This window comes from Patescibacteria group bacterium, from assembly GCA_035288465.1.
Classification (GTDB): Bacteria; Patescibacteriota; UBA1384; order DATEAH01; family DATEAH01; genus DATEAH01.
The window spans coordinates 1-26539 of sequence record DATEAH010000011.1; the positions used below are offsets into that span (position 1 = coordinate 1).

At 35.5% G+C, this 26539-nt stretch carries 24 protein-coding genes and 1 other annotated feature; of the genes, 21 read left to right on the forward strand and 3 right to left on the reverse strand.

Features of this window, described 5'->3' with window-relative positions; translation table 11 throughout:
* The 9 genes from VJJ80_03825 to tgt all read left to right on the forward strand — a co-directional run.
* A partial coding sequence (locus tag VJJ80_03825; GenBank protein ID HLC39218.1) for a hypothetical protein occupies nucleotides 1-266 on the forward strand: 266 nt, incomplete at its 5' end.
* Between the two features lie 239 nt (nucleotides 267-505).
* On the forward strand, nucleotides 506-2596 hold the full coding sequence (locus tag VJJ80_03830; protein HLC39219.1) for a hypothetical protein: 2091 nt from the start codon (nucleotides 506-508) through the stop codon (nucleotides 2594-2596).
* A gap of 87 nt (nucleotides 2597-2683) precedes the next feature.
* On the forward strand, nucleotides 2684-3577 hold the full coding sequence (gene prfB, locus VJJ80_03835; protein ID HLC39220.1) for a peptide chain release factor 2: 894 nt from the start codon (nucleotides 2684-2686) through the stop codon (nucleotides 3575-3577).
* 32 nt (nucleotides 3578-3609) lie between these two features.
* Entirely contained in the window at nucleotides 3610-3924 is a 315-nt protein-coding gene (locus VJJ80_03840) for a YbaB/EbfC family nucleoid-associated protein (protein HLC39221.1), read from the forward strand.
* 15 nt (nucleotides 3925-3939) lie between these two features.
* Nucleotides 3940-4524, forward strand: a complete 585-nt coding sequence (pth, locus tag VJJ80_03845) for an aminoacyl-tRNA hydrolase (GenBank protein HLC39222.1) — start codon at nucleotides 3940-3942, stop codon at nucleotides 4522-4524.
* Between the two features lie 18 nt (nucleotides 4525-4542).
* The gene (locus VJJ80_03850; GenBank protein ID HLC39223.1) at nucleotides 4543-5079 is read left to right on the forward strand and encodes a hypothetical protein; all 537 of its coding nucleotides are present in this window, start codon (nucleotides 4543-4545) and stop codon (nucleotides 5077-5079) included.
* A gap of 21 nt (nucleotides 5080-5100) precedes the next feature.
* Nucleotides 5101-5237 (forward strand) — a sequence feature (ribosomal protein L10 leader region).
* Between the two features lie 3 nt (nucleotides 5238-5240).
* Entirely contained in the window at nucleotides 5241-5768 is a 528-nt protein-coding gene (gene rplJ, locus VJJ80_03855; GenBank protein HLC39224.1) for a 50S ribosomal protein L10, read from the forward strand.
* 218 nt (nucleotides 5769-5986) lie between these two features.
* Nucleotides 5987-6349, forward strand: coding sequence for a 50S ribosomal protein L7/L12 (gene rplL, locus VJJ80_03860; GenBank protein HLC39225.1), 363 nt, complete (start codon nucleotides 5987-5989; stop codon nucleotides 6347-6349).
* 97 nt (nucleotides 6350-6446) lie between these two features.
* Complete coding sequence (tgt, locus tag VJJ80_03865) at nucleotides 6447-7550, forward strand: tRNA guanosine(34) transglycosylase Tgt (protein HLC39226.1); 1104 nt, start codon at nucleotides 6447-6449, stop codon at nucleotides 7548-7550.
* Nucleotides 7551-8501: 951 nt separating this feature from the next.
* On the opposite strand, the gene VJJ80_03870 is transcribed toward tgt, so the two are convergent.
* Nucleotides 8502-8693, reverse strand: a complete 192-nt coding sequence (locus tag VJJ80_03870) for a hypothetical protein (GenBank protein HLC39227.1) — start codon at nucleotides 8691-8693, stop codon at nucleotides 8502-8504.
* A 187-nt stretch (nucleotides 8694-8880) separates the two neighbouring features.
* Between VJJ80_03870 and VJJ80_03875 the strand changes: the two genes are divergently transcribed.
* The 12 genes from VJJ80_03875 to gpmI all read left to right on the forward strand — a co-directional run bounded on the left by VJJ80_03875 (nucleotide 8881) and on the right by gpmI (nucleotide 23460).
* Nucleotides 8881-9264: a hypothetical protein gene (locus VJJ80_03875; GenBank protein HLC39228.1), complete on the forward strand. Its 384-nt coding sequence runs from the start codon at nucleotides 8881-8883 to the stop codon at nucleotides 9262-9264.
* Between the two features lie 20 nt (nucleotides 9265-9284).
* Nucleotides 9285-11795: a TraM recognition domain-containing protein gene (locus VJJ80_03880; GenBank protein HLC39229.1), complete on the forward strand. Its 2511-nt coding sequence runs from the start codon at nucleotides 9285-9287 to the stop codon at nucleotides 11793-11795.
* A 37-nt stretch (nucleotides 11796-11832) separates the two neighbouring features.
* Nucleotides 11833-12378, forward strand: a complete 546-nt coding sequence (locus VJJ80_03885; GenBank protein ID HLC39230.1) for a hypothetical protein — start codon at nucleotides 11833-11835, stop codon at nucleotides 12376-12378.
* 102 nt (nucleotides 12379-12480) lie between these two features.
* On the forward strand, nucleotides 12481-13509 hold the full coding sequence (locus tag VJJ80_03890) for a sigma factor-like helix-turn-helix DNA-binding protein (GenBank protein HLC39231.1): 1029 nt from the start codon (nucleotides 12481-12483) through the stop codon (nucleotides 13507-13509).
* Between the two features lie 22 nt (nucleotides 13510-13531).
* Nucleotides 13532-16468 (forward strand): DUF87 domain-containing protein, encoded by a 2937-nt coding sequence (locus tag VJJ80_03895; GenBank protein HLC39232.1) that lies wholly within the window; start codon nucleotides 13532-13534, stop codon nucleotides 16466-16468.
* Nucleotides 16469-16525: 57 nt separating this feature from the next.
* On the forward strand, nucleotides 16526-16762 hold the full coding sequence (locus tag VJJ80_03900) for a hypothetical protein (protein ID HLC39233.1): 237 nt from the start codon (nucleotides 16526-16528) through the stop codon (nucleotides 16760-16762).
* A gap of 158 nt (nucleotides 16763-16920) precedes the next feature.
* Nucleotides 16921-17196, forward strand: coding sequence for an RNA-binding protein (locus VJJ80_03905; protein ID HLC39234.1), 276 nt, complete (start codon nucleotides 16921-16923; stop codon nucleotides 17194-17196).
* A 121-nt stretch (nucleotides 17197-17317) separates the two neighbouring features.
* Nucleotides 17318-17482, forward strand: coding sequence for a hypothetical protein (locus tag VJJ80_03910; protein ID HLC39235.1), 165 nt, complete (start codon nucleotides 17318-17320; stop codon nucleotides 17480-17482).
* 17 nt (nucleotides 17483-17499) lie between these two features.
* Nucleotides 17500-20133: a cation-transporting P-type ATPase gene (locus VJJ80_03915; protein ID HLC39236.1), complete on the forward strand. Its 2634-nt coding sequence runs from the start codon at nucleotides 17500-17502 to the stop codon at nucleotides 20131-20133.
* A gap of 90 nt (nucleotides 20134-20223) precedes the next feature.
* A complete protein-coding gene (locus tag VJJ80_03920; protein HLC39237.1) occupies nucleotides 20224-20751 on the forward strand; it encodes a hypothetical protein in 528 nt (175 codons plus the stop codon).
* Nucleotides 20752-20872: 121 nt separating this feature from the next.
* Nucleotides 20873-21913 carry a carboxypeptidase-like regulatory domain-containing protein gene (locus VJJ80_03925; GenBank protein HLC39238.1) on the forward strand — a complete coding sequence of 347 codons (1041 nt, stop codon included), beginning with the start codon at nucleotides 20873-20875 and terminating at the stop codon, nucleotides 21911-21913.
* A complete protein-coding gene (gene gpmI, locus VJJ80_03930; protein HLC39239.1) occupies nucleotides 21910-23460 on the forward strand; it encodes a 2,3-bisphosphoglycerate-independent phosphoglycerate mutase in 1551 nt (516 codons plus the stop codon). Before VJJ80_03925 ends, gpmI begins: the two co-directional genes overlap by 4 nt.
* Before the next feature lie 841 nt (nucleotides 23461-24301).
* Here gpmI and secF read toward each other — a convergent pair.
* Together secF and secD are read right to left on the reverse strand one after the other, a co-directional pair.
* Nucleotides 24302-25210 (reverse strand): protein translocase subunit SecF, encoded by a 909-nt coding sequence (gene secF / locus VJJ80_03935; GenBank protein HLC39240.1) that lies wholly within the window; start codon nucleotides 25208-25210, stop codon nucleotides 24302-24304.
* Between the two features lie 29 nt (nucleotides 25211-25239).
* Nucleotides 25240-26517, reverse strand: a complete 1278-nt coding sequence (secD, locus tag VJJ80_03940) for a protein translocase subunit SecD (protein HLC39241.1) — start codon at nucleotides 26515-26517, stop codon at nucleotides 25240-25242.
* Nucleotides 26518-26539: the final 22 nt, after the last annotated feature.

Sequence of the window (26539 nt, forward strand, 5' to 3'; positions counted from 1 at the left end):
CCGACCTTCGTCTTCCTATCTACACCGGGGAGAAACGGGAGTCACCACCCAGCTATGGATTCATTTGGTTGCCGACACCCGGAGCACAAGCTCCTTCTGAAGAAGAGTTCTGCCCAACCCCGGGACCTGGCGAAAAGCCTATTCCGGGAGTCACCGGCCCACCCGTTGAACCACCTGTTCCTCCTCCCGCTGCGGACCTTCCAGGTCCAGGAGCTCCTCCTGAACCACCCGTACCCCAACCCCCACCAGAGCCACCAGTCCCATAACCATCCCACGTCTCACCCCGCCCATTTCGGGGCAGCAAGCTAGTATGCGATCTGCATACACCCGCAGCTTGCTGCCCCTGTCTCACTTTTTCTAACTTAAAATTAAACTTAAAACATTTAAACTTAATTTTAAACTAGAAAAATTCCTTAATATTTAAAACATATTGACAAACAAAACAGATTATGATAATATATAACAACTATTTAAAAATAGTAAAAATTTCTTTAAAGGAAAAATTATGCCTAAGTTTATTGAAAAATTAGTCCAAAACATCAAGAAAACCCTTACCTTTCAAAATTCAAAATTAAGAAAGGCGTTTTTGGTGTTCACAGCAATCATTGTTTCCCAATTAACCCTACCGGCTGATTTGTTAGCTTCTGGTCCAAAATTTAACTTTTTGGCAGGTGATTTTGAGCTCTTAAGAGGCGCTAATGCCAGCCAAAACGAAACTAAGTGGCATGACCCGGTTTCCGCCAAAGCCGGCGATTCTGTGGCCGTGATTGCTTATTATCACAATGGTGTGGAAAAAACTACTGCCAAAAACACGACTATTCGCGTTGAACTTCCTACAAATACCGCTAAAACCTTAGTTTTAAAGGGTCATTTAAAAGCTGACAATGCCTCTTCTGAGGTTAAAGATAACTTCACTATTAACGCCGCGCAGTCATCAACCGTGGAATACATTCCCGGTACTACTCAATGGTATGCCAATGGTTCGCAAACTCCACAAACTTTAGCTGATGGCATTACCTCTTCAAAAGGTATAAATATCGGTGATGTTAATGGTTGCTGGCAATTTGCCGGTTATGTAGTTTTCCAAGTCCAAGTCAAGATTCCAGGCCAACCTAATATTTCTATTGACAAAACCGTTTCAAATTCTACGACTCAATCTGGGACTCATAATTGGGTTAAAGAAAATACTGCTAAAGCTGGCGAAACTTTAGCTTATAAGTTATATTTCAAAAACTCAGGTTTGGCCACGGCTGAAAATGTTAAAATTTCTGACACTTTACCTAACTATGTTTCTTATGTGGCCGGATCAACCAATCTCTACACCAATAAAACCGGTACCGCTGGTACTAAATTAGCTGATAGCATTACTGGCTCTGGAATTGATTTGGGTGATTTGAAAACTGGCAATGAAAATTCAGGTTTTGTGGTTTTTCAAGTCAAAATTACTAAATCATTGACTCCAGGCTCATACACTTTAATTAATAAGGCTAAGATTACTTCCTCAAATGCTGGTTCTAAAGAAGATTCAGCCAAGACCAAAGTGACTATTGTCATGCCGGGCCAGGTTAATGACACTATTACCAAATTAGTTCGAAATGTTTCACAAAATCAATCCGAATTTGTGGATAGCAACTCAGCTTTAGCCGGCCAAACCTTAGAATACAAGATTTCTTTTACAATTACTGGTGACATTAATGCCAAACAAGTTAGAATTTCTGATGTTTTGCCAAACGTGGCTGGTGCTCCAGTTCATTTTGTGGCAAATTCAGCCAAATTAAACATTGCAGGCCACGAAAGTCAATTATCAAATTCTATCGTTTCAACAGGTGTCAATTTAGGTGATTTAGCGCCTGGCACTTCTGGGGTTATCACTTTTCGAGTTACTGTTGATAATAATCCCTCAGTTGGTGAATTTAATTTAATTAACACTGCCAAAATCTCAGCTGATAATATTGCTCAAAAACAAGATTCAGCTTCAACCCATATTATTGTCACTCCTCCTGCCAGACCATTTGTTAATATCGAAAAAACCGTTCGAAATTTAACCTTAAATGAATCAATCTGGCAAAAGGCTAACTTCGCTAACCCCGGTGATACCTTACAATATCATTTACAGTACAACAATACTGGTGAAGGTATTGCTCACGGGGTGATTATTAGCGATGTATTACCTGCAGGCGTAACTTACGTTCCCGGTAGCACCATCTTAGTCTTTAATGGACAAACTTATACTTTAGTCGATGGCATCATTGGTTCTGGTATTTCTGTTCCAGATTTAGCACCTGGTCAATCAGGTTATATTACTTTTAAAGTTGTCACTAGCAAAAAATTAACCAATGGTACGGTTTTAACTAATATTGGCAAAATTCAAACCTCAGAAGGTGCTAGACACCAATCTGAAGCTAAAACAACCATTAAGGTTGTTGCACCTATTACACCAGTCCAACCTCAGATTTTAAGTGCTAAAGTTTTGCCTCCAACCGGTGGTATGGCTACCTTAGCCTTAGTTTTGTCTTCTGTAATTATTGGTATTTACTACTACCTCAAGAATAGAAAAGAACTCTACAAAGCCTATCTTGAAAGTCGTATGATCTAAATTTCAAACAAATTAGCATCGCCAAAAGCGCCTCGAGTCTTTACTCGAGGCGCTTTTTTGTGTTATAATATATAATAGGTATGCAAAATGTCCAATCAAGATCGATTCGAACAAATTCAAAAATTAATGTCATCGCCTCATTTTTGGGACGATCAAGCAAAAGCTCATGAAATTGTCGCTGAATACAATCAGCTCAAAAAACAGCTTGAATTTATGAAAAATCGACCAGCCATTTTTAAAGGCAAATTCGATCCCGAAAATGTCTTGATTACGGTTTCTTCTGGCACTGGCGGTGTTGAAGCCTGTGATTGGGCACAAATGCTAATGCGCATGTACCTAAAATATGCCGAAAAAAAAGGTTTTAACGCTAAAATTTTAGATTTAAATCCTGCTGCAGAAGCTGGCATTAAAAATGTCGCCATTGAAATAGTCGGTAATTTTGCATATGGATATTTAAAAGGTGAAGCGGGGATTCACAGATTGGTAAGAATTAGCCCTTTTGATGCCGATAAAGCCCGTCATACCTCATTTGCTTTAGTGGAAATTATTCCCATTATTAAAAATCCTCAAAGTATTGATCTTCCTGAAAAAGATTTAAAAATCGAAGTTTTCCGCAGTCGAGGTCATGGCGGACAAAGTGTTAATACCACCGATTCCGCGGTCCGTATCACTCATCTTCCAACTGGAATCACCGCCACCTGCCAAAACGAAAGATCACAATTTCAGAATAAAAACGAGGCTTTAAAAGTCTTGAAATCCAGACTTTTGGCGGAAATGGAAATCCAGCATACACAAGAATTATCAAAAATTACTACCTCACATCATGGTCCAGGATGGGGAGCACAAGTTCGTTCATATTTTTTACAGCCATATAAATTAGTTAAAGACCACCGGACAAACATAGAATCAAAAAAAACTGATCATGTTTTGAATGGAAATTTAGAAGAATTTATCGAAGCTGAAATTAACCTAAACAATTAAATTAATTTTTAAGTTATAGAATTGGAGCAAAAATGGCAATGTTTGACAAAATGAGACAAGCGAGAAATTTAATGAGTTTGCAAAAAAAGGCAAAAACGATTCAAAAAGAATTATCTAAGACTGAAATTGAAGCTGAAAGTATGTCTGGACAAGTTTCAGTAATAGTTTCGGCTGACCAAAAATTACAAAGTATCCATTTAGATCCTGAGATCTTGACCCCAGAAAACTCTACCCGTATTGAAAAAGCCTTAAAGGATGCTTTTAATGAAGCTAATAAAGAAGCTCAAAAAATTGCGACTTCAAAGATGAAACAAATATCAGGAGATTTAGGTTTGCCAGGCTTTTAAAAATTGGAGGATTATATGCTGATAGTTGGTTTGGGAAATCCCGGAAAAAGCTACGAAAATACCCGCCACAATTGTGGTTATTTAGTGATTGATAAAATTGCTAAAAAATTAAAAATTAATTTCAAAACCGAAAAGAAGCTTAATGCAGATATCGCTATAACCCAAAAAATGGGTCAAAAAATTATTCTCGCCAAGCCCCTCAGTTTTATGAATTTATCAGGCCAAGTGGTAAAAAAAATCCTCTCATATTATGATGCTTGTCCTGAAGATTTATGGGTAATATCAGATGATTTAGACCTGCCAATTTCTCGCCTGAGAATTCGAAACTCCGGAGAATCTGGCGGGCACAATGGTTTACAATCCATAATTGACGTTTTAGGATCGGAGAAATTCACCAGAATTAGAATTGGCATTGGTGAAGATATTGCCCAAAGCCATGCCGATATTAATTCTGGTATATATAAAATTGATGCCAAAGAATTTGTTTTAGAAAAATTTACCAAACAAGAAATTCCAGTCCTAAATTTAAGTCTTGACAAAGCTGAAGATATTATTATACAATCAATTAAGTCAAAACAGATTCAAGCTCATACTTATTAATATATTTTAAGGAGATTAATGGGACAGCAAAAATCAATCATAATTTCTGGGGAACCAGAAACACTCCACAATAAAGAGCAAAATATTTCCACTGAATCTAAAATTAAAGATGCTAAAATTACCAAGAAATTCCAAAAAGCTGAAAATTATGAAGATAAAGCCAAAAAAGTTAAACCGAAAAAGAAAAAATCTCGCAGCCAAAAATATTTAGAAAGCAAAAAACAACTCCCAGCCCGCATGGTTGAGTCACCAAAAGAAGCGATTGAGATGATTAGGTCAATCTCGAAAGCGAATTTTCCAGAAAGTTTGGAAGCTCATTTTGCAATGAATTTTAAAAAAAGCGATAAAAAAGACTTTGGAAAGTTAAAAATTGATAATCTTAATATTATTCATGTTAAAATTGGCAAAACTTCCGAAAGTGAAGATGATTTGTTAGCCAGCTATAATAAAATTTTTCAAGAAATCAAATCAAATCGCGCCACCGCCAAAAAAGGGGTTTTAAAAAGTATTGCCTTATGTTCCACAATGAGTCCATCAGTTAAGATTAAATTATAACTTCTTGACATTAAAATATTATTTGATATAATATAAATACCAAAGACAGCAGGCGATTTAATCATAATAGCCCCAAGGCTTCCTGCCGAGGTAAAAAATTGAAATTAATTTACAAACTCAATTTTTCTGTCTTTGGACAGAATTTTTTATTTAGGATCTAAATGGCAATTTCAAAAACTAAAAAAAATCAAATTTTAGACAAATTATCTAAAAGTATTCCTGACTCCAAAATCATCATTTTATTTAATTTTGCTGGCTTTACGATGGAACAATTAACCGAGTTACGAGGAGAATTAAGACAAAAAGATGCTGAATTAAAAATTATTAAAAATACCTTAATCAAAAAAGCCTTTCTACAAAATAATCTGGAATTAGATGAGAATGTATTTTTTGGACCAAAATCTTTGGTTTTGGGTTATGCTGATGAAGCTGAACCAGCAAAAATTGTGGTTAAGTTTCTTAAAAATCTTAAAAAGCCCGAAGCAATAATGGGGGCAATTTATCAAAACCAATTTATTCCCGCAGAAATGGTGGCAAAATTAGCCAAAATCCCAGATCGAAAAATTCTTGAAGCTCAATTAGTTTCCCAGCTTGCAGCTCCAATTTCTGGTTTGCAATATGTTTTAAAGGCTAATATTTCAGGATTAATTTCGATTATTAAGCAATATTCCAAAAAAAATAAATCTTAATTTTAATAAATTATTAAATTTTTATGAGGAGAAAAATGTCAGACGAAGAAAAAAAAGATCAAACTACCGAAGCTGATAAAGTTAAAGAAACCAAACCAGCCGAAGTAAAAACCAAAACACCAGAAAAAATCGAAACGCCAAAAACTGAAAAAATAAAAACGGAGGAGACTAAACCGGTCCCCGAAAACAAACCTGAACCTTCAGGCAAATTTACGGAAATTATCAAGAAGGTTGAATCTATGTCAGTTTTAGAATTATCTGAATTAGTCAAAGAATTAGAAAACAGATTTGGTGTTTCTGCCGCCGCTCCAATAGTACAAGCGGCCGGTCCTGCAGCTTCTGGCGACGGTGAAGACGAAGCCGAAGAAAAAGCTTCTTACATAGTGGTTCTAAAAGCCGCTGGTGATCAAAAAATTAATGTCATTAAAGCGGTCCGCGAATTAACTACTTTAGGTTTAAAAGATGCTAAAGATTTAGTCGAAGCTGCTCCAAAAGACCTTAAGGCTGATGTTAAAAAAGAAGAGGCTGAAGAAATGAAGAAAAAGCTTGAAGCGGTTGGTGCGCAAGTTGAACTGAAGTAAAATTAAAGAATAAAAAGAAAAGATAAAAAATCCTATTTAATTTTATATTTTAAATCTGTATTTTTACTTTTAACTTTTTTATTTTTAATTTATAATTATGTTTAAATTTATTGTTTATAAACGCTCTAAAAAGTCATCTTTACGTGTAGGTCAAATCACCACGAATAAAGGCAGGTTTTCGACACCTGCCTTTATGGCAGTGGGTACAAAAGCTTGTGTAAAAACTGTCAGTCCCAAAGAACTAATTCAGAGCGGTTGTGAAATTATTCTTGCCAATACCTATCATTTATATATGCGGCCTGGAGAAAAATTGATTAAAAAAATGGGTGGATTGCATAAATTTATGAATTGGCCAGGACCAATTTTAACTGATTCTGGCGGTTTTCAGGTTTTTAGTTTAGCTAAAACCTCTTTAAAAAATGGTTCTTTAGTTAAAATTTATAAAAACGGGGTTGAATTTCGTTCTCATCTAGATGGCTCAAAACATTTTTTTACGCCAGAAAAGGTTATTCAAATCCAAAAAGATTTAGGTTCTAATATTATTATGCCTTTAGATGTTTGTTTGCCGGCAAATTCTCCGCTCACAAAACATGAAAAAGCAGTCCAATTAACTCTTGATTGGGCAAAAAGATCTAAAAAAGAATTTGAAAAGCTTTTTAGAAATAATCCTAAAAAACCTGCCTTATTTGGTATTGTTCAGGGTGGGACTTTTAAAAATTTGCGAACAAATTGTGCTAAAGAATTAATTAAAATTGGTTTTTCGGGATATGCCATTGGTGGTTTGGCAGTCGGGGAGTCTAAAAAGAAAATGTGGCAAATAGTAAAATTATTAGATCAGATCTTGCCTAAAAATAAACCTCGCCATTTAATGGGAGTAGGCGAACCTGATGATTTAATCTGCGCTACCAAATTAGGCATTGATATGTTTGATTGTGTTTTACCAACCAGGTTAGCCAGGCATGGTGTGGTATGGGTAACAAAAAAATTTACAAAATTTTACAAAATTGATTTTCGCAAAAGTCGTCAAAAATTAAACCCAAAACCAATCATGGTAAATTGTAGATGCGAAGCGTGTCAAAACAAGTTCTCACAAAGCTATTTATCACATTTAATTCGTGAAAATGAAATTTTAGGCTTACGCTTGCTAACGCTTCATAATTTAAATCTTATACAAACATTGATGAAAAAAATACGCACATAATTAAATTTTAATATTGACAAACACGAAAATTTTATGATATAGTTTTAATGACATTGATTGATACCGACAAGGAGGAATCATCGTTGACAGAAACAGCAATAGGAAACCATCGGGTCTTTACCGCCGAAGAACATGATTTGATCATCAGAATTATAGATAATATTGGGTCTGATGATAATAAATTGTCGTCTCTTTTTCAATCAATTTGTGCGAAGGTAGAATCGGGTGAAACTCTAACTGATAACGAATCAACATGTCTTTATAATGCAGCTGTGTGCTACTGTTACGCATTTCCAATACTCAAACTTGATATCCTTAAAGGCATATTGCGAAAAACTAGCCCGCATTCGATGTTTTGTGATCCCCAACTTGAATCTATTCAGCTTCAACTGGTCAAACATCCCATAAATCGGCGACATTATGGCATAACGCCTCAATAACCACCCCAATTTTTCACAATCAATCCTAATCCTATCAATTATTCCAACCTGGCCGACAAGCCGATTCCAAGTCCGTCAGGTTTTTTCTTTAAATATTGACAAACATAGGACTTTTGTGTTAGAATTGAGATACTTCGCGAGTCGTACCAACGAAAGGATGAACAAAGATGGACGTTGGCGCCGAATATAATGCCTTAACTCGTCCCGGGCAATCCCCATTTATGGACGTATACGCACCTACTTTTCCCTTTCCCGCTTGTCCTTTCATAGAACTAAGCGAGAGACATTGCCAAAATATCCTCGCGATTCGCTCAGAACTGAGTGGGCTCGAGACTTCCTGTTTTACAAGACTTGAAAAGGCAGTTGCTGAAAATAGACCTGTTCAGCTCTCTAATAACGAAGCACAATTGATGTATTCAAGTTTGAATACATGGCGCAAATACCATTATGATTCATCTCTCCGTAATTACCACCACTCGATCAACTTCATCCTTTACTATCTAAGATTTTCTTACTTAGTCAACAATGGATCATAAACCACCTCAGGAGGCGATCGCGTTGGGAAACGACCCAAAACCATCACCACCAGCAAACGACCCAAAACCATCACCCAAACTTTCTTGTTTGACACTAAGTATGGTGCATGCTCTTGGGCAGCATATGCGTGAAATTCAAGAAGGCCGAGGTGCTTTACTCCTTCCACTTAGCATTAAGCCTGTCTCCGAATCCGAATAATCATCACTATTTCAGGCTATCATATGCCCTGGCTGTACCTTCATTGCCGCTAGGGCTATTATTTTATAAAAAAAACTTTCTATTGCAAAAAAATCAGATTCCTTGTATAATAAAAATAACAAAATCCGCCAGCAGGTGGAAATTACATATTTATAATGACTTATCAACAACCTTTAGAACAAAGGCCTGGCTCTCACCTTCCAGATCAAACAGTCCCAACAACTTCTGAAAAAGAAGCTACTTCGGGATTACCAACATCTAAAGCTGGACTTGAAAACGAAACCTTACTGCAAATTATCGACGAGGAAGTTAAACGTACTGATCAAAATATCCCAGCCGCAGAACGAGAAGCGGTTGAAGTCCCTAAAATTAACCCCGAAGATGCCCTAATATTAACTCCTCCAAAACCTACTTCGTATCATCTCAAAACTGTTCAATCCTTAGAAGCTAAATTATGTCCAGGCATCGAACAAGATGAGGGTGGCGCCATTGCTACGGCAATTCAAGCTGTAAATGCGGAAATTGAACAAAGCGACTAAAATAAAAATAAAAGGCAAAAATGAACGATTCATTTATCTCGACAATTATCGACAAACCAATGATTACTGTCCTTGGCATTACCGCTCTGGCAACTCTCATCGGTCTTTTTTTAATCTGGATAATTTATCATCTCATCAAATCCAGCCTTATTGGTAAACATGATAATGAACAAGTTTTAAACCGCAAAATGATGCTAATTAAAGTCTCCAAAATCTCAGGCAAAAAAGAAGAAGAAATTAGAGATTCACGAGAATTGGCGTCTTTATTCGCGGGTGTTATGGATCAGCTCTATTCCTCTTTATATAGTATTTATTCATCTGAATTCAAAAACAAAGTTCTTGGCCAACCGCATTTAACCTTTGAAATGGCAACGGTTGGTGGTGAAATTTGCTTTTTTGTTTCATGTCCCAAAGAACTCATCAGCTTAGTCGAGAAACAAATTCATGGCCAATACCCCTCAGCCTCGATTGAAATTGTGCCTTATTTTAATCCCTTTAAATCTGGTCAGAAAATTGCCACGGCTAAATTAGGTTTGGCTAAGAATTTTGTCTATCCAATCAAAACTTACCACCAAATGGAATCTGACTCTCTTGCCGCACTTTCTAATACTTTTTCTAAAATTGGCGAAGATAATGCCGCAATTGTCCAAATTGTTTTTCGACCTCAAAACAATGATTGGCGAAAAACCTGTGAAAGTACGATTAAAAATCTGCGAACTGGCAAAAAATCAAGTTCAGCATCATTTTTAAAAGATTTGGGCAACACTGTCGCTGGAAAACCGCTCCAACCAGAAAATAAAAGTTCAGGCTCTGTAGAACCTCTTTCTCCAGTTATTGAAACGCAAATTAAAGGTATTCAAGAAAAAATGTCCAAGGTTGGCTTTAGTACCAAAATTCGAGTTTTATGTGCTTCTCCAAACCAACAAGAATCAGAAGCTCATCTAAATAACGTTTTAAGTTCTTTCGCACAACTAACCAACCCAGAATTAAATGGTTTTAAAAAGCTTAAGATAAAAAATAAAGCAAAATTTCTTACTGATTTTATTTTTAGACGTTTTGGCGATCCGAAATTTGCTCAAATTTTAAATACCGCGGAATTAGCGACGATTTTTCATTTTCCAAATAAAGGCATTGAGACTCCAAATATTAATTGGTTGTCTGCCAAAGATGCGCCCGCCCCTTCAAATCTTCCAGTTGATGGCACTGTTTTAGGAGAATCTATTTTCCGTGGTGAGCGGAAAGAAGTCAAAATTACTAATGACGACCGGCGCCGACATCTTTATGCAATTGGGAAAACCGGTGTTGGCAAAACCACTTTATTCGTATCTATGGCAATCTCTGACATCAGGGCCGGCAAAGGAATTTGTTATATTGATCCCCATGGAGATGCTATTAGCGAAATCTTACCAAAAATTCCCGAAAATCGTCTTGACGATGTGATTATTTTTAATCCCGCCGATACGGCGCGTCCTTTAGGATTAAATTTACTCGAAGCTGCCACGCCTGAACAACGTGATTTTATCGTTCAAGAAGCGATTCAAATTTTTTATAAATTATTTGATCCGACTCGAATTGGTATTGTTGGTCCGCAATGGGAACACTGGATGAGAAATGCCTCGTTAACTTTAATGTCAGATCCAGAAGGCGGGACTTTAATTGAAATTCCACGGCTTTTTGTTGATAAAGGTTTTCAAGACGAAAAAGTAAAACACCTCCATGATCCGCAAGTTAAAGAATTTTGGGAGAAACAAATTGCGCAAACTGCTGATTTTCATAAATCTGAAATGTTAAATTATTTTACCTCAAAATTCGGCCGTTTTATCACCAATGAAATGATGAGAAATATTATCGGTCAAACCAAATCAGCTTTTGATTTTAGACAGGTTATGGACGAAGGCAAGATTTTATTAATCAATTTATCAAAAGGTATGATTGGTGAAGTAAATTCGAATTTATTGGGAATGATTTGTGTGGCTAAAATTCAAATGGCAGCCATGAGCCGAGCAAATGTTCCAGAAAATCAACGTAAAGATTTTTATCTATATGTTGATGAGTTTCAGAATTTTGCCACGGAAAATTTTGCGCAAATTCTTTCCGAGGCTCGAAAATATCATCTTAGTTTAAATTTAACTAATCAATATATTGCCCAGCTTGAAGAACCAATTCGAGATTCAATTTTTGGTAATGTTGGTACTCTAATTAGTTTTCGAGTTGGTGCTGCCGATGCAGATACTTTAACCAAAGAATTTACCCCGGTTTTTGATCAAGAAGATTTAATTAATATTGATAAATTTCACGCATACTTAAAATTATTAATCAATGGTGTCGCCTCGAAGCCTTTTAGTATGGCGACTTTTCAAGATCAACATATTCCAAGTCTTCAAATCGCACAGCACGTTGTCAATCTTTCGAGAGATAAATATGGAAAAAGTAAAGAGCAGGTTGCCGATGAAATCTTTAAACGCGCCAGGCTCGACAGTACTGCTCAACAATTAACCGGTTTGGAGGCAAACTCAGAAACCAAGCTGTAAAATAAAATTGAAAATTCACTGTAGGAGGTGAACAAAAATGACAAAATCAAAATTTGAAGAGATTAATTTTTTATTGCATCAAGCAAATTTACAAATTAATCTCGCATCTCAATTGCTTGAAGAATTAATTGGGCAAAAATCATCTAAAAAATCTCAAAAAACTAAATTGACTAAAGATTTGGATCCGAAAATTTTATTATCAGACCCAAATGGAAAAGTGATCGAGGGTTTCTTTAACGGCGAAGGCATGATTGATTCAGAAGGGAAAAAATATCCAGTTCCAGCCAATTATGCCTCAAAATCAAAATTAGTCTCAGGTGATGCGCTAAAATTGACTATTTTGCAAAATGGCACCTTTATTTTCAAACAAACCGGACCAATCGATCGAGATCGGCGAGTCGGCATTCTGAAAATAAACAAAAGTGGTAAACCCACTGTAATCACTGAAAAAAAAGATAACTATGAGGTTTTACCAGCCTCAATTACGTATTTTAAGGCTAAAACTGGTGATAAACTTACTATTTTAGTTCCTAAAGATAAAAAGTCTAAATGGGCGGCGGTGGAAAGCATTTTACCAAATTAATTAGAAAATTTAATTAATTATGTTTGACAAATAATATTTTTAATGCTATAATATAAAGTAAATTAGCTTAAATTTCAAAGGGTGGGCCAGAAAGAATTTATCATGGAGAAATTAGATTTAAACCAAAAAATTTTTGAAAATTTAAATTTACTCAAAGGTCGAGAGCAAGAAATTTTAATTTCCAGATTTGGCTTAACTAACGAGGCGAACAAAACTCTCCAGGCAATTGGCCGAAAATACGGCATTACTCGTGAAAGAGTTCGTCAAATTATAAATTTTAGCTTTAAAAAACTAAAAAGAATTAAAAATTTAGAATTTGAAAAGTTAGCTCATAAAATTGAAAAAATTATTGATTCCCAAGGAGGTTTAATCGCTGAAAATCAATTAGCCTCGCAAATTTTTCCAAACGCGGCTACAAAACAGGTTGGTGCGGTTGAAATTATTTGCCGAATTAATCCTAACTTGATTAAAATCAAAAAAACCCCGCAAACCGAGGCTTTTTGGACCACTGGTAAAATTAAATTGGCAAAATTACTAAAGATTAACAAAACTTTAATCGAACTGCTCAACGAAGCTAAAAAAACCCAAATTATCGAAAATCTGGCTAAACTCTATTTTACTAAAACTAAACTGAACCTTTCACCAACGATCATTAAATCGATTGCCTCGGGCTCAAATAAATTAATTTTATGCCCTAATAATACGATTGGTCTTTCATTTTGGCCAGAAATTAATCCTAAAAATACCCGTGATAAAATCTTTTACGTTTTAAATCACGCTCAAAAACCTTTGCATTTTATTGAAATTACACAACAGATTTCTAATAAAAAATTTTCAACTAAAAATCCAACTCAAACCACGGTTCATAATGAACTAATTTCTGATGATCGGTTTGTTTTAATTGGTCGTGGAATTTATGCTTTGAAAAAATGGGGTTATGAACCAGGCACTGTTTTTGACTTGATTAGAAAAATTCTTAAAAATAAACCCAAAGGTTTAACTCAAGAACAAATTTGCGAACAAATTTTACAAAAACGAATTATTTCTAAAAATACGATTCTTATGAACTTAAACTCACACCAAGAATTTATTAAAAATAAAACCGGCCGTTGGCAAATTGCTCGAAAATAATTAAGATTTGGGAGGGAAATTAATGAATCTATTGTCTCCGTTTGAAAACTTCTTAAATACGACTAATTCAACTTCAATGTTGTCCCTCTTTTTTATAATTCTAACGTATTTATTGATTATAATTGGAATAATTTTCGTCCTTTCAATAATTATTAAAATTATTCGGACTAAAAAACAAAAAATCTGGGTAAATGATCAAAAATACCACTTACTTTTAATTTCAGTTCCCAAGGATAATGAAAAATCCCCCTTAGCTGCTGAACAAATGTTTGCGGCTTTACATGGAATTTATAAAACCGCGAAAGAACTTAATGCGGAAGGTGCAATTCAAGATCATTTATCTTTTGAGATTGTTTCAATTGACAAATATATTCGTTTTTATGTTTATGTGCCGGCTGGCATTAAAGAATTTGTCAAGGGTCAAATTTATGCTCAATATCCAAGTGTTGACATTGAAGAGGTTGAAGATTACACCCAAGAAATTAAAGATAAAGGCTTGATTTCCGCTTCAACTGAGCTCGGAACTACCAAATCTGATTGCTACCCAATAAAAACCTTTCCAAATTTTGAAGTTGATCCCTTGGCTGGCATTACGGGTGCCCTAACTGAAGTTGGACCCGGAGATCAAATTTGGATTCAAATTTTAACCAGACCAGTCTCTGATGAATGGCAAGCGAAAGGTATTACCTTAGTTGATAATATTAGAACCGGCAAAGCTGATACCATTTCTCCTTTCAAACAAGTTGGAAAATCATTTCTAAAACTTATCGGGGAATTAGCCCTAACCGCGGCCCAACCACAAACGGCCGCCGATCATCGCAAAGCTCAAATTACAGCCGAAGAAAAACCACAATTGCCAGCTCCGGTTGAAGCAGGCTTGAAAGGCATCGAAGAAAAAATTACTAAATTAGGTTTTGAAACTAAAATTCGAATTTTTGTTTGGGCAAACGATGTCACCTCAGCGCGCAGTAAATTACATACTACTATCGGTGCTTTTAAACAATTTAATACGACTAATTTAAGTGGTTTTGTTTCGGGACCGGTGAAAATTTCTGATGAAAAATTATTAAATTCATATCGAGCGAGAATGTTTCCAGAATCAACCTATATTTTTAATATTGAGGAATTAGCCTCGGTTTTTCACCTTCCTTCAGTTTCCGTAGAAACTCCAAATATTGTCTGGGCTGGTAGTAAAAAAGGCGAACCACCGGCTAATTTACCAATTGCTGGTACCGTCCCAGAGGATGAATTGGTTATTTTCGCTAAAACTGATTTTCGAAATTCCGCCACTGATTTTGGTCTAAAACTTGATGATCGACGTCGACATCTCTACACTATTGGTAAAACCGGCGTTGGTAAAACTACCATGCTTGAAACCATGGTAATTTCTGATATTCGCGATGGTAAAGGGGTTGCCGTTGTCGATCCGCATGGTGATTTTGTCGAAAGAATTTTAAATTTTATCCCCGCCGAAAGAGTCAAAGACGTGGTCCTTTTTGACCCCTCCGATATTAACCATCCGGTTGGTTTTAATTTGCTTGAAAATGTCAGTCCTGATCTAAAAAATATTGTTACTTCTGGTTTGGTCGGAATTTTCCAAAAAATTTGGGCTTACACTTGGGGTCCAAGATTAGAGCACATCTTAAGAAATGCGGTCATGGCTTTATTGGATTATCCAGATTCGACAATTTTAGGTATTTTAAAAATGCTTAACGATAAAAATTTTCGTCATAAAGTCATGGACCAAATTAAAGACCCGGTGATTCGTGATTTCTGGGTTGAAGAATTTGAAAATTATAATGACCGTCTTCGCTCTGAAGCGGTGGCGCCAATTCAAAATAAGGTCGGCCAATTTGTTTCTTCACAAACAATCCGCAATATCATTGGTCAACCCAAAAGCACCATTGACATGAAAGATATTATGGATAATAAAAAGATTCTTTTAATTAATTTATCCAAAGGTAAAATCGGCGAAGATAATTCCGCCTTATTGGGCGCGATGTTAATCACCAAAATTCAACTTACTGCCATGGCCAGAGCTTCAATCCCCGAAGAGGATCGTGTCGATTTTTATTTATACGTTGATGAGTTTCAAAATTTCGCCACCGAATCTTTTGCGACTATCTTTTCTGAAGCTCGAAAATATAAATTAAATATTGCGGTTGCCAACCAATATATCGCCCAGATGCCAGAAGAGGTTCGAGAAGCGGTTTTTGGCAACGTTGGCACGATTATTAGTTTTCGCGTGGGTGCTTCTGACGCCCCTTTTTTAGCAAAAGAATATTCACCAGTTTTTGAAGAAAGTGATTTAGTTAATCTTGATAAATATCATATTTATATTAAAATGTCGATTGAGGGCGTGACTTGCCCGGCATTTTCCGCAATCACAATTGCCTTACCAGATGAACCCGAAGGCTTTAAGGAACAGGCGATGGCCGCTTCCCGGACTAAGTATGGCAGCGACCGAGCAAAAGTCGAAGAATTGATTGCTGAATGGTCCGCAACTGCTTCAAAACCCTCACCAAGAACTGATTCTGAATCACATAATAATTTTCAAAACCCAGCTAATCCAAACGCGATTTCATTTTCAAGTTCCGATAGAGGATCATCCTCAGAAAATCAACTTTCAAAATTAAAAGGCCCCTCAGCCATCATCCGTGTTGGCTCACAAAAATACGCCGAATATACTGATCAAAAAAACGATCATTGGTATCAAAAAATGGCAAATTCCGAGTCTGGTGAATCTGAAGAAAATAATCAAAAAACTGAAAATAATACCCCCGCTTCAAATCCCCAAACCCAATCAGAAAATAAACTAACACCACAAATTATTGATCTAAATCAAAACATTGACGAATCAAAACATAATTTAAAGGATGAGGATCTCAAAAATAATCATCACTCCAAAGTTGATAATTTAATTGAACTCAAAGAAGGCGAGATAATTGACCTAAATTAAAACAAAATACGTTGTGGTGGTGTATTCTCGCTTCTGCTCGAACTATTTTTGAACAAAATGGGCATAGAAAATAATCCAACTCCGGAATTTCTTACTGAAAAATATACGGATTTGCATAAAACTCCCGAAGTGGAAGGATCGGTAAGAAAACTACGAAATGAAGGCGAAAAGATTCCTGATAAAAAAGAAGCGCGTCTTGACGCTCATTTTCGTCGTATTGATAGGGCATTAGAAGGCAAACGCGGTTTTTTCACGCATCTCATCAAAGATAAATTAACCAAAGATCATTTTTAGCCTCAATTTGACAAATTCAATTTAATTTGTTATACTATAACTACATATTAAGATATCGTTTGAAGCACTCTGTGGATGACTTTCTATCTAAAGATCTTAGGTAAATTCTCCCGAGGAATTCAACGAGTAAAATTACAGGCTTAGGCCTGGGAGAAAAAATGGAAGAGCAAGGACAAAAGAACAAACTCTACGTTGGCAATCTACCTTACACTTTGACTGATGATGGCTTAAAAGAACTTTTTGCCGGTATCGGTGAAGTTGCTGAAGCTAAGGTCATTGTGGACAAATTCTCAAACCGATCAAAAGGTTTTGGATTTGTAACCATGGTAGATGACAAAACTGCCGAAAGTGCCATTAAAGAAATGAATGGCAAAGACATTGAAGGCAGAGCGATCGTAGTCAATGTTGCCAGACCAATGCGCGAACGAAGATAAGTTTGCGATTGAAAACTAAAAAACCCTCCCAATTTTTAAGGAGGGTTTTTTAGTTCCTAATTATATCATTTTATATCCTTGTAAAATACCATGAAAAAGGTATATTTAAGATGAGATAAAAATGAAAAAAATCTTAATTATAATTGGGATATTTTTAATGGTAATTATTTTACGAGTCGCGATTCTAAAAATGTCTTCACCTAAAGATGATTGGATTTGTCAAAATAGCCAATGGGTTAAACACGGCCATCCCAATCAACCCGTACCAACTACTATTTGTCAATAATCTGGGATGACTAATTAATGTCAAACTATTACCAGAATACAGTTGAAGAAATTTATTCCAAACTCAAAACTAACAAACAGGGGCTAAATTCAAAGGAGGCCCTTTTTCGCATAGATAAATTCGGTTTAAACCGGCTCAAAAAGACGCAAAACGTGCCGGTATTTTTTAAATTTCTTTATCAATTTAAAGATTTGCTCGCGATAATTCTATTAGTTGCCGCTGGAATTGCTTTAATTATTGGAGAACCTCGAGACAGTTTAATTATTCTAATTATTGTAATCGTAAATTCCTTAATTGGCTTTATTCAAGAATATCGCGCGGAGCGAATCCTGGCCGCATTTAAAAAAGAATTGCCATCTATGGCAAAAGTGATCAGGGACGGCAAGGAAAAACAAATTCTCACCTTCAGGCTCGTACCGGGAGATATTTTGGTTTTGGAGGCTGGCGATTTAATTCCCGCCGATGCCAGAATTTTTGAATCATCTGACTTAAAAACTAATGAATTCGCTTTAACTGGTGAATCACATCATCGCCACAAAAATCACGCTATCATTAAGCACGACGAAACCTTAGCTGATATAAATAATATGGCTTATATGGGCACTGCAGTTGTAGAAGGAAGCGCCAAGGCCGTGGTTGTAAATACTGGTATGGAAACTGAATTTGGAAAAATTGCCGAATCAAGCCAAAAAATCAAAGAAACTCCCACCCCTTTGCAGTTAGAAATGACTCATACCGGGCAAGTCACCGCGATTGTCGCGAGCGCAATTGCCATTTCAGTTTTAGTTATACTTTATGTTTTGGGTCGAGACTTAAAAGAATGTTTACTTTTTGCCATCGCGGCCGGGGTTGCGGTAGTCCCTGAAGGCTTGCCAGCAATAGTCTCGGTCGCCTTATCTTTGGGTGCGCAACGGATGCTAAAAAAGAAAGCTTTAGTGAAAAAATTACTTCATGTTGAAAGTTTGGGTTCAGTTACTACTATTTGTTCGGATAAAACTGGTACTATTACGACTAGTCGAATGACAGTTGTTAATACTATGCCTCAAATTAATGATTTTTCTAAAAATCAAAAAGAATATTTTATTAATAACTTAATTTTATGTAATAATGCGATTCTTGACAATAAACCAATTGGGGATCCGGTAGAAGTCGCGTTTTTAGAATATTGCCAAAAAAATAATCATAACTTTGAAGAAATTAGAAAATCAAATCTCAGAATCCACGAAATTCCATTTTCCTCAAAAAGAAAAAAAATGAGTGTGGTTGTTAAAAATTCCAAAAATGAATTAATTGTTTTTACAAAAGGCTCCACCCTTGAATTACTAAAATTGTGCGACCTAAAAACCAAGGAAAAGGAAATTATCATGCAAAAACATAATTCAATGGCAAATTCAGGTTTTCGTATGTTAGCTATAGCGATGAAAAAAATTACAAAATCATCAATTAAAAATGTTAGGAAAATTCCCAAAAATGAGATTGAAAATAATTTAACCTTTTTAGGTCTTGTAGCACTTGAAGATCCACCCAGAGAAGGCGTTAAAGAGGCGATGGAAAAATGCAATCGAGCTGGGATTAAAGTAATTTTAATTACGGGTGATTATGAACTTACTGCCAAAGCCATCGCTCTCCAAATTGGTTTAGCCACATCTGATACCAAAATTATTACCGGTGAAGATTTACATAATATGGATGATTTAGCTTTAAAAAATTCTCTAAAAGATAAGATAATATTTGCTCGAATTGAACCTGAACAAAAATTAAGAATTGTGAAAACCTTACAGGAAATGGGCGAGATTGTGGCAGTTACCGGCGATGGTGTCAATGATGTCCCAGCGTTAGTGAAAGCCAATATTGGCGTGGCCATGGGCCGGATTGGTACAGATGTCACTAAAGAGGCGGCGGATATGATTTTGCTTGATGATCATTTCGCCACTATTGTTAATGCGGTTGAAGAAGGACGCCGAATTTTTGACAATACCAAAAAATTCGTTTTTTATGTTTTTTCCTCAAATTCTGGTGAATTACTTGCGCCATTGTTTGCTTTAATTTTGGGGTTGCCCTTGCCATTAATCGCGATTCAAATCTTAGCCATCGATTTAGGGACTGATGTTTTACCGTCGTTAGCTTTGGGTGTCGAAAAAGAAGAAGCCGGAATTATGAATCGCCCCCCTCGCTCAAAAAACGAACGAATTATTAACCTGAAAATGTTATCCCGTTTATTACAGGTCGGTTTAGTGATGGGAATATTTGGTTTACTTATTTTTATAGTTTCTTTACATCAATCTGGGTGGAATTTCAAGTCAGGTTTAAATCTCGAAAGTCCAATTTATTGGCAAGCTACCGCCTCAACTTATATCGTGATCGTATTTTGCCAAATTGCCAATGCTTTTACCTCAAGAAGTGAAAAATTATCAATTTTTAAAACCGGCATTTTTTCAAATCAATGGCTAATTTATTCAGAAATCGTCTCCGCGATTATGCTTTGGTTTGTGATTGGTTTTGAGCCGATGCAAAAAGTTTTTAAAACTGCCGTGCCCACACCATTTGTCTGGGGATTAGCGATAATTGCCTTTATTCTATTCTTGGTTATTTTTGAGGCTCGAAAAAAAAGTTTCAATAAAAATCAAATCTCTCAATCTTCATCAGTATAATTATCTTGATTTATCTTGACATAAATTAATATTTGTAGTATAATTTTATAATACTGCATTGTGAGTTAATCGAGAAAAGGGGGAGAAACCGTGACCAACTCATATGTGCCGGACAAACCGTATTGGATAAACAAAACTGAACAATATCTTGAAATCCTAATCTTCACAAATTTGAAATGGTTAAGGCAACAGCTCAAACTTCGACGTCGCCACAACAATCGTTTTTATATTCATTTGATGTGGTTGATGTCAAAAATTAATACCTTGCCAACCACCATTTGTCCCATCTGCCAGCAAGACTCAGTCACAATTTTTTTCGCCCGAAAAGATACCTCCAATTATATCGGAGAGGTTAAGCCCGAAGACTTACGCTGTGAAAAATGCCAAACAGCCTTCCCTAGACCAGGAGATACCCCTTATCCTGCAAATCTGGAGACTATTAACTCTCGCCTTGATTCCTCTGAACGTTTTCAGGCTGCGTGCATAATTTTCGGCATTGATATCAAAAAACCACACGAGATACAAATCTTTGAACTTTTTTACAAAACCCAACCTCAAGATCGACCAAACCCAAACTCCCAACCCGAACCAACATTACAATTGGCTCTGCACTACTAACCCGTAGTCAGGGCCTTTATTTTTTTATCAGCATTATAAAATTTAATAATTTAAAGCTAAAACTTGTATTAATTTTTTTAAAAGTTTACAATCAAATTAGATAACATCTTAAAAGGAAAATATGCCCGAGACCGATAAAACGAAAAAATTAGTTGTGGCAACGCAAAAAGCAGTTCGAATTAGGATCGTTGTCATCCCGATCTTTATTGCCTTATTATTTTTTACTCATATTGTCCCGGAAATTATGTTAGTTTATCTAATAATCTTACTCTTTTTACTGACCTTGGCTTTATATTATTCAGCAAAAATCAAAAGAGGAATGCTAGCCTTAGGTTATATTTCAGCCACGGTTGAGATTATTATTGCCGCGTATTTGTTGAGACAGGCGGGAGTTGAAAACTATCTATTTTTCTCGGTATTTACCGTCCTAATTTTGGCTCATACCATTTTAGAAAATGCAAAAAAAGGCATATATTTATGCACGATCGTGGTGATTACATATATAAGTTTTTCTTTATATGACAAATTAGTAATTGCTGACACCTTTAATACTATGGATTTATTAGTCATTTTTGTTAATACCGTCTCATTTTTTGTAATCGCAGTTTTAGCAGGTAAACTTTCAGATGACTTGAAAAAATTAAATGAAAAGCTCAAATTATCCGCCGAAGTAATTATTGATAACGTGGGTGATGGTTTAATTGTTTTTAGTAAAGACGATCATGTTATTCGCAAAAATAAAGTTGCCGAACAAATGCTTGAAACTGATCCCGGTGTATTAAAATTAGTTAAATCTAACCAAGCGAAAATTCAAATTGGTCCAAACATTATCTATGAATCAAGAATCAATTATATTCAGGATGAAAAGGTGGTGGTTTTGAGAGATGTTTCACCGGCTTGGGGGATGATGTTGACGGTAGTGGATGAGAAAAATAAAAAACCGATTAGTATGGTCGTGGTGCGTATTTTTAAAAAAGAACTCAACAAACTTCAAGAAACGCAGGTTACAGATGATATAGGAAGATTTAATTTTGTCCCCTTGCCAGGAGAATATTATATTACGGCCGAAAAGGAAGGCTATAATACATATCGTAGCCCAACCTTTACGGTCACTAAAGGTGGTGCCATTAGTAAATTCAATATTGAATTATATCATCGATGAAAACAATTTTATTAATATTAGATGGTTTTGGTGCGTCACCGGTAAACGAAGGCAATGCCGTTAATTTAGCGAAAACGCCGAACTTTGACCGTTTAATTCAGAATTTTCCCCATACTTTATTAATGGCAAGCGGCAAAGAAGTTGGCTTGCCGTGGGGCGAAACCGGTAATTCTGAAGTTGGTCATTTAAATTTAGGGTCGGGCCGAATTATTTATCAGGATTTGCCTCGTATTAATCTCTCCATTGAAGATGGTTCTTTTTTCAAAAACCCGGCTTTGCTCGAAGTAATTAATTTTGTAAAAAAAACTAACCACAACTTGCATTTAATTGGCTTAGCCTCGGATGGGGGAGTCCACTCTCATTTAAATCATTTATTTGCACTTTTAAAATTAGTTAAAAATGAACAAATAAATAAAGTTTATTTGCATTTAATTTTAGACGGTCGCGATGCACCTCAAAAATCAGCCCAAATTTTTCTTAGTAAAATAGAGGGGTTTATTAAAAAAGAAAAGATAGGGGAAATAGCCACAATTTCAGGCCGATATTATGCCATGGATCGCGATAAACACTGGGAAAGAACTCAGTTAGCTTATGAAGCGATTACCCAAGCTAAAGGTCAAAAAACCGATAGCGCCAGTTTAGGCTTAAAATCAGCTTATAAATTAGGGGAAACAGATGAATTTGTCAAACCCCAAATTATAAATAATCCCGGCATTTTAGCTGAAGATGGCATTATCTTTTTTAATTTCCGCGCTGATCGCGCCAAACAATTAACAGCCGCTTTAGTTAGCCCGAATTTTAAAGATTTTCCACGAAATTATATTGATCATACTTTTTTTGTCAGTTTTACCAACTACGGTTTTGAATCTACGCCTCGAATTAAAATCGCGTACTTCCCACAAAATATTGATAATACCTTAGCCCAGGTTATTGCTAATAATAAATTAAAACAATTTCACCTCGCTGAAACAGAAAAGTATGCTCATGTGACGTATTTTTTTAACGGAGGTCGAGAAGATGTTTATCCTGGCGAAACCCGTAAAATGATTCCCTCACCACGAGTTGCCACCTATGACTTAAAGCCAGAAATGTCAGTTCAGGCGATTACCAGACTTTTAACACAAATGATTTCAAAGCAATATTTCCAATTTATCATTACCAATTTAGCTAATCCTGATATGGTTGGTCATACCGGAAATCTAAAAGCAGCCATTAAAGCTTGCGAATATGTTGATTCATCTGTTGGACAAATAATTGATTCAGCACTTAAAAATAATTATGCTGTTATTTTAACTGCTGATCACGGTAATGCCGAACAAATGATTAATCCACAAACTCAATTACCAGATCCTGAACACACCACCAATCCCGTTCCAATAATCTTAATTGACAAAGAAAAGACTCAAACTTCCCAAGATACCAAAGAAGTATTTTTTGCTAATAATCCTATTGGTGTTTTATCGGATGTTACGACCTCAGTTTTAGCTTTATTAGAAATAAATAAACCCGAACAAATGACCGGTGAAGATGTTATTTCGCATATTTAAACGTTAAGATTTAAATTTTTTGAGGAGGGCAAATGAATCTTTCTCAACCATCATTCAAATTAATTTATTCATTAATTTTTTTAAGTTTTTCACTTTTAATGTTTATGTCAAATTCCGCCCAAGCTAATGGTAATAAATGATGGGGGTTAATTTTTATTTTATTAATAAAATAATTGGAATATGATAAATTAAAAATTTTAAATATTATATGGTATAAAATTAATTAGAATACTAAATTTAATTAATAATTTCAATTCCTTAAAGATATATTAAAATGAAGCTAAATAATAGTTTTGCGACATAAATGGTATTAAAAATTGATTGATAAAGATACTAAAATCATTAGAAAATGCGATCAAATTAATTACAAAGGGTTATATACTATTAAAGAGAGGAGAGGGACTCTCTGTTTTTAATTAATAATTAATATGAATTATTACACCTATATTAGCTATTAGAAGACAGTATACTGAGAGAGTATGAAATTTGTTCGCACAATATATCTTTTACGACGTCCCTATCCGATTAAAGCTGCCAAAATTTGTTTATGAAGCTAAGATGGATTTTAATTTTTTTGCCTAAATTTACCTATTATATAATAATGTATTAATCGACTCGCCTAATTCTATTGCCTGCATCAATCCTCATCAAGCTATATATTTATTAAAATTAACGTCGCACAATTTAATAATTAAAGATTAAAATAACGTCGCAAAATAATAATTTAATTAATAACTATCCGTATTATCATATATAGATTTAACTCTATCCGACAAGACTTCTATTTTAGCATCAAAAATAAAATCTTCATTCTCGCCTATTTTATATTTAGACCACCAATTTAGGCTCTTAGTAATTTTTTGCGCTCAGTCCAATTTTGCCAAACCACTAATAATGGTGAGGCGTTAAAGATTGATGAGTATGTTCCAATTAGGATTCCAATTAATAATGCCAAGGTAAAAAAACGCAAGGTCTGGCCACCAAAAATTATTAAAGAAATTAAGACAAAAATTACCGTTAAAGAAGTATTTAATGACCGAACTAAAGTTTGATTAATACTTTTATTGGCAACCTGCTCAAACGTTAATTCTGGGGAAGTTTTTAAATTTTCACGAATCCGATCAAATACTACAATTGTGTCGTGTACCGAAAAACCCATCACTGTTAACAAAGCCGTAATAAACAAAGCATCTATCTCCACCCCAAAGAAATGTCCCAAAATCGCGAAAACTCCACCTACGAATAATAAATCATGAATTAATGCTACTACTGCACAAATTCCAAATCGAAAAGAATTTGCTGGGGCTGAGACTTTTCGAAACGCTAAAGCGATATAAAAAATTATCGCAATTGAGGCGACAATAACCGCAATAATGGCTCGTTGAGTTAAGTTTTTACTAACTAAAGGCCCAACCGTTTCTAATCTTGTTTCTTTGACATTCCCTAGATCTTTTTTTAAATTCTCCTGGATTTTATTTACTTGATCGCTTGATAATGGTTTGGTGCGAATAATGACTGAATTCGAACCCGTATTTTGAATTTGAGTCGCTTCCAGATTTAATGGCGTTAAACTTTTTTCAATCTCAGTTTGTGTCACGGCTTTTCTATCAGGAAAAGTAATTTCCAATAAAGTACCGCCCGAAAAATCAACGCTTAATCGAAAACCCCACAAAATCATCGCAATTACTCCTGGAATGATTATTAATCCTGAAATTATAAACCACCATTTCCTTAATCCAATTATGTTCATCTTACCTCTTATTAATATTTTTGATAAATTTAAACAAACCAAGAAATTTTATTTTTCAAACAAGTCATTCCCAAAAGCTGCAAAAAAGTTCGGGTGATGGTGATGGCGGTAAACATTGAAATAATAATACCCACCCCTAAGGTCACCGCAAAACCCTTGATACTCCCAATTCCCAACCAAAACAAAATTATTGCCGTGATAATACTGGATAAATTAGAATCGCGGATTGACGGCCAAGCACGCTGAAAACCAGAATCAATTGCGGTTAAGATTGATTTTTGGTTTCTCAGTTCTTCCTTGGTGCGTTCAAAAATAAGAATATTCGCATCGACTGCCATGCCAATCGATAATACAAACGCGGCTAAACCTGGTAAAGTTAAGGTAATCGCGGCTGGTGTGAAACTCGAGAGTTTAAAAATCCCAAAAACCAAAAGCGTATAAATCCCCAAGGCTAAAACTGCCGCTAATCCGGCTAATTTATAATAAATTAACATAAATAATACAATCGCAATTAAACCAATCCCTGCCGCCAATAAACCCATTTTGACTGAATCTTGACCGAGAGTTGCGCCAACATTTTTTTGTTCTACAATCTTAACTGGTACTGGTAACGCGCCTGCGTTTAATTCCAAAACTAATTTTTTCGCCTCAGCAATCGAAAATTTACCGGTAATAACTGCTTTTCCGTCAGTAATCTGCGTCTGAACGGTGGGTGCAGATAATAATTCATTATCCAAAAAAATTGCAATTGGTTTTTGTAAATTCTCTTTTGTCAATTCTGAAAAAATCTTCGTCCCCTCGGCATTAAATTCTATCGCAATTTCAGGATTACCCTGTTCGTCAATTTGGGCAGTTGCCTTTTTTAAATGCCGGCCGGATAAATCTGTTTTCACGTAACTTACCCCCTTATCAGTCTGGACAACTTCCTTAAACTCTAAATTTGCAGTTTGACCAATTAATTTTATCGCTTCATTCACATCTTTAATACCTGGTAATTCAACCACTAAACCTTGTGTATCACCAATATTTCGAGTCTGGATCAATGGTTCGGTTACGCCTAACGCATTGACACGTCGATCAATGGTATCTTTTAAGCTAGACAAGGCATTGGCACGATCTTTGGGATCAATTTTACTCATGTCAGCTTCGTAAACGATTCCACTGCCACCAACTAAATCCAGCCCCTTTTTGAGTTTTGGATCTTTTTTGATTCCAATTTTATTAAACCCTGATGGCATATCTATGATTACAAAAATTGCGACCAGCACAATAATTATCCCTAATTTTATCCAAATACTTTTATTCATTAATGCCTTTCTGTTTTCAATA

Excerpts from the sequence above, each read along its gene's own strand:
- tgt (HLC39226.1), top strand. The coding sequence starts at position 6,447 with ATGTTTAAATTTATTGTTTATAAACGCTCTAAAAAGTCATCTTTACGT.
- VJJ80_03915 (HLC39236.1), top strand. The coding sequence starts at position 17,500 with ATGTCAAACTATTACCAGAATACAGTTGAAGAAATTTATTCCAAACTC.
- prfB (HLC39220.1), top strand. The coding sequence starts at position 2,684 with ATGTCCAATCAAGATCGATTCGAACAAATTCAAAAATTAATGTCATCG.
- pth (HLC39222.1), top strand. The coding sequence starts at position 3,940 with ATGCTGATAGTTGGTTTGGGAAATCCCGGAAAAAGCTACGAAAATACC.
- rplJ (HLC39224.1), top strand. The coding sequence starts at position 5,241 with ATGGCAATTTCAAAAACTAAAAAAAATCAAATTTTAGACAAATTATCT.
- VJJ80_03905 (HLC39234.1), top strand. The coding sequence starts at position 16,921 with ATGGAAGAGCAAGGACAAAAGAACAAACTCTACGTTGGCAATCTACCT.
- VJJ80_03910 (HLC39235.1), top strand. The coding sequence starts at position 17,318 with ATGAAAAAAATCTTAATTATAATTGGGATATTTTTAATGGTAATTATT.
- secF (HLC39240.1), bottom strand. The coding sequence starts at position 25,210 with ATGAACATAATTGGATTAAGGAAATGGTGGTTTATAATTTCAGGATTA.
- VJJ80_03900 (HLC39233.1), top strand. The coding sequence starts at position 16,526 with ATGGGCATAGAAAATAATCCAACTCCGGAATTTCTTACTGAAAAATAT.
- VJJ80_03895 (HLC39232.1), top strand. The coding sequence starts at position 13,532 with ATGAATCTATTGTCTCCGTTTGAAAACTTCTTAAATACGACTAATTCA.
- VJJ80_03880 (HLC39229.1), top strand. The coding sequence starts at position 9,285 with ATGAACGATTCATTTATCTCGACAATTATCGACAAACCAATGATTACT.
- VJJ80_03840 (HLC39221.1), top strand. The coding sequence starts at position 3,610 with ATGGCAATGTTTGACAAAATGAGACAAGCGAGAAATTTAATGAGTTTG.
- VJJ80_03925 (HLC39238.1), top strand. The coding sequence starts at position 20,873 with ATGCCCGAGACCGATAAAACGAAAAAATTAGTTGTGGCAACGCAAAAA.
- VJJ80_03890 (HLC39231.1), top strand. The coding sequence starts at position 12,481 with ATGGAGAAATTAGATTTAAACCAAAAAATTTTTGAAAATTTAAATTTA.
- VJJ80_03830 (HLC39219.1), top strand. The coding sequence starts at position 506 with ATGCCTAAGTTTATTGAAAAATTAGTCCAAAACATCAAGAAAACCCTT.
- VJJ80_03885 (HLC39230.1), top strand. The coding sequence starts at position 11,833 with ATGACAAAATCAAAATTTGAAGAGATTAATTTTTTATTGCATCAAGCA.
- VJJ80_03850 (HLC39223.1), top strand. The coding sequence starts at position 4,543 with ATGGGACAGCAAAAATCAATCATAATTTCTGGGGAACCAGAAACACTC.
- secD (HLC39241.1), bottom strand. The coding sequence starts at position 26,517 with ATGAATAAAAGTATTTGGATAAAATTAGGGATAATTATTGTGCTGGTC.
- gpmI (HLC39239.1), top strand. The coding sequence starts at position 21,910 with ATGAAAACAATTTTATTAATATTAGATGGTTTTGGTGCGTCACCGGTA.
- VJJ80_03875 (HLC39228.1), top strand. The coding sequence starts at position 8,881 with ATGACTTATCAACAACCTTTAGAACAAAGGCCTGGCTCTCACCTTCCA.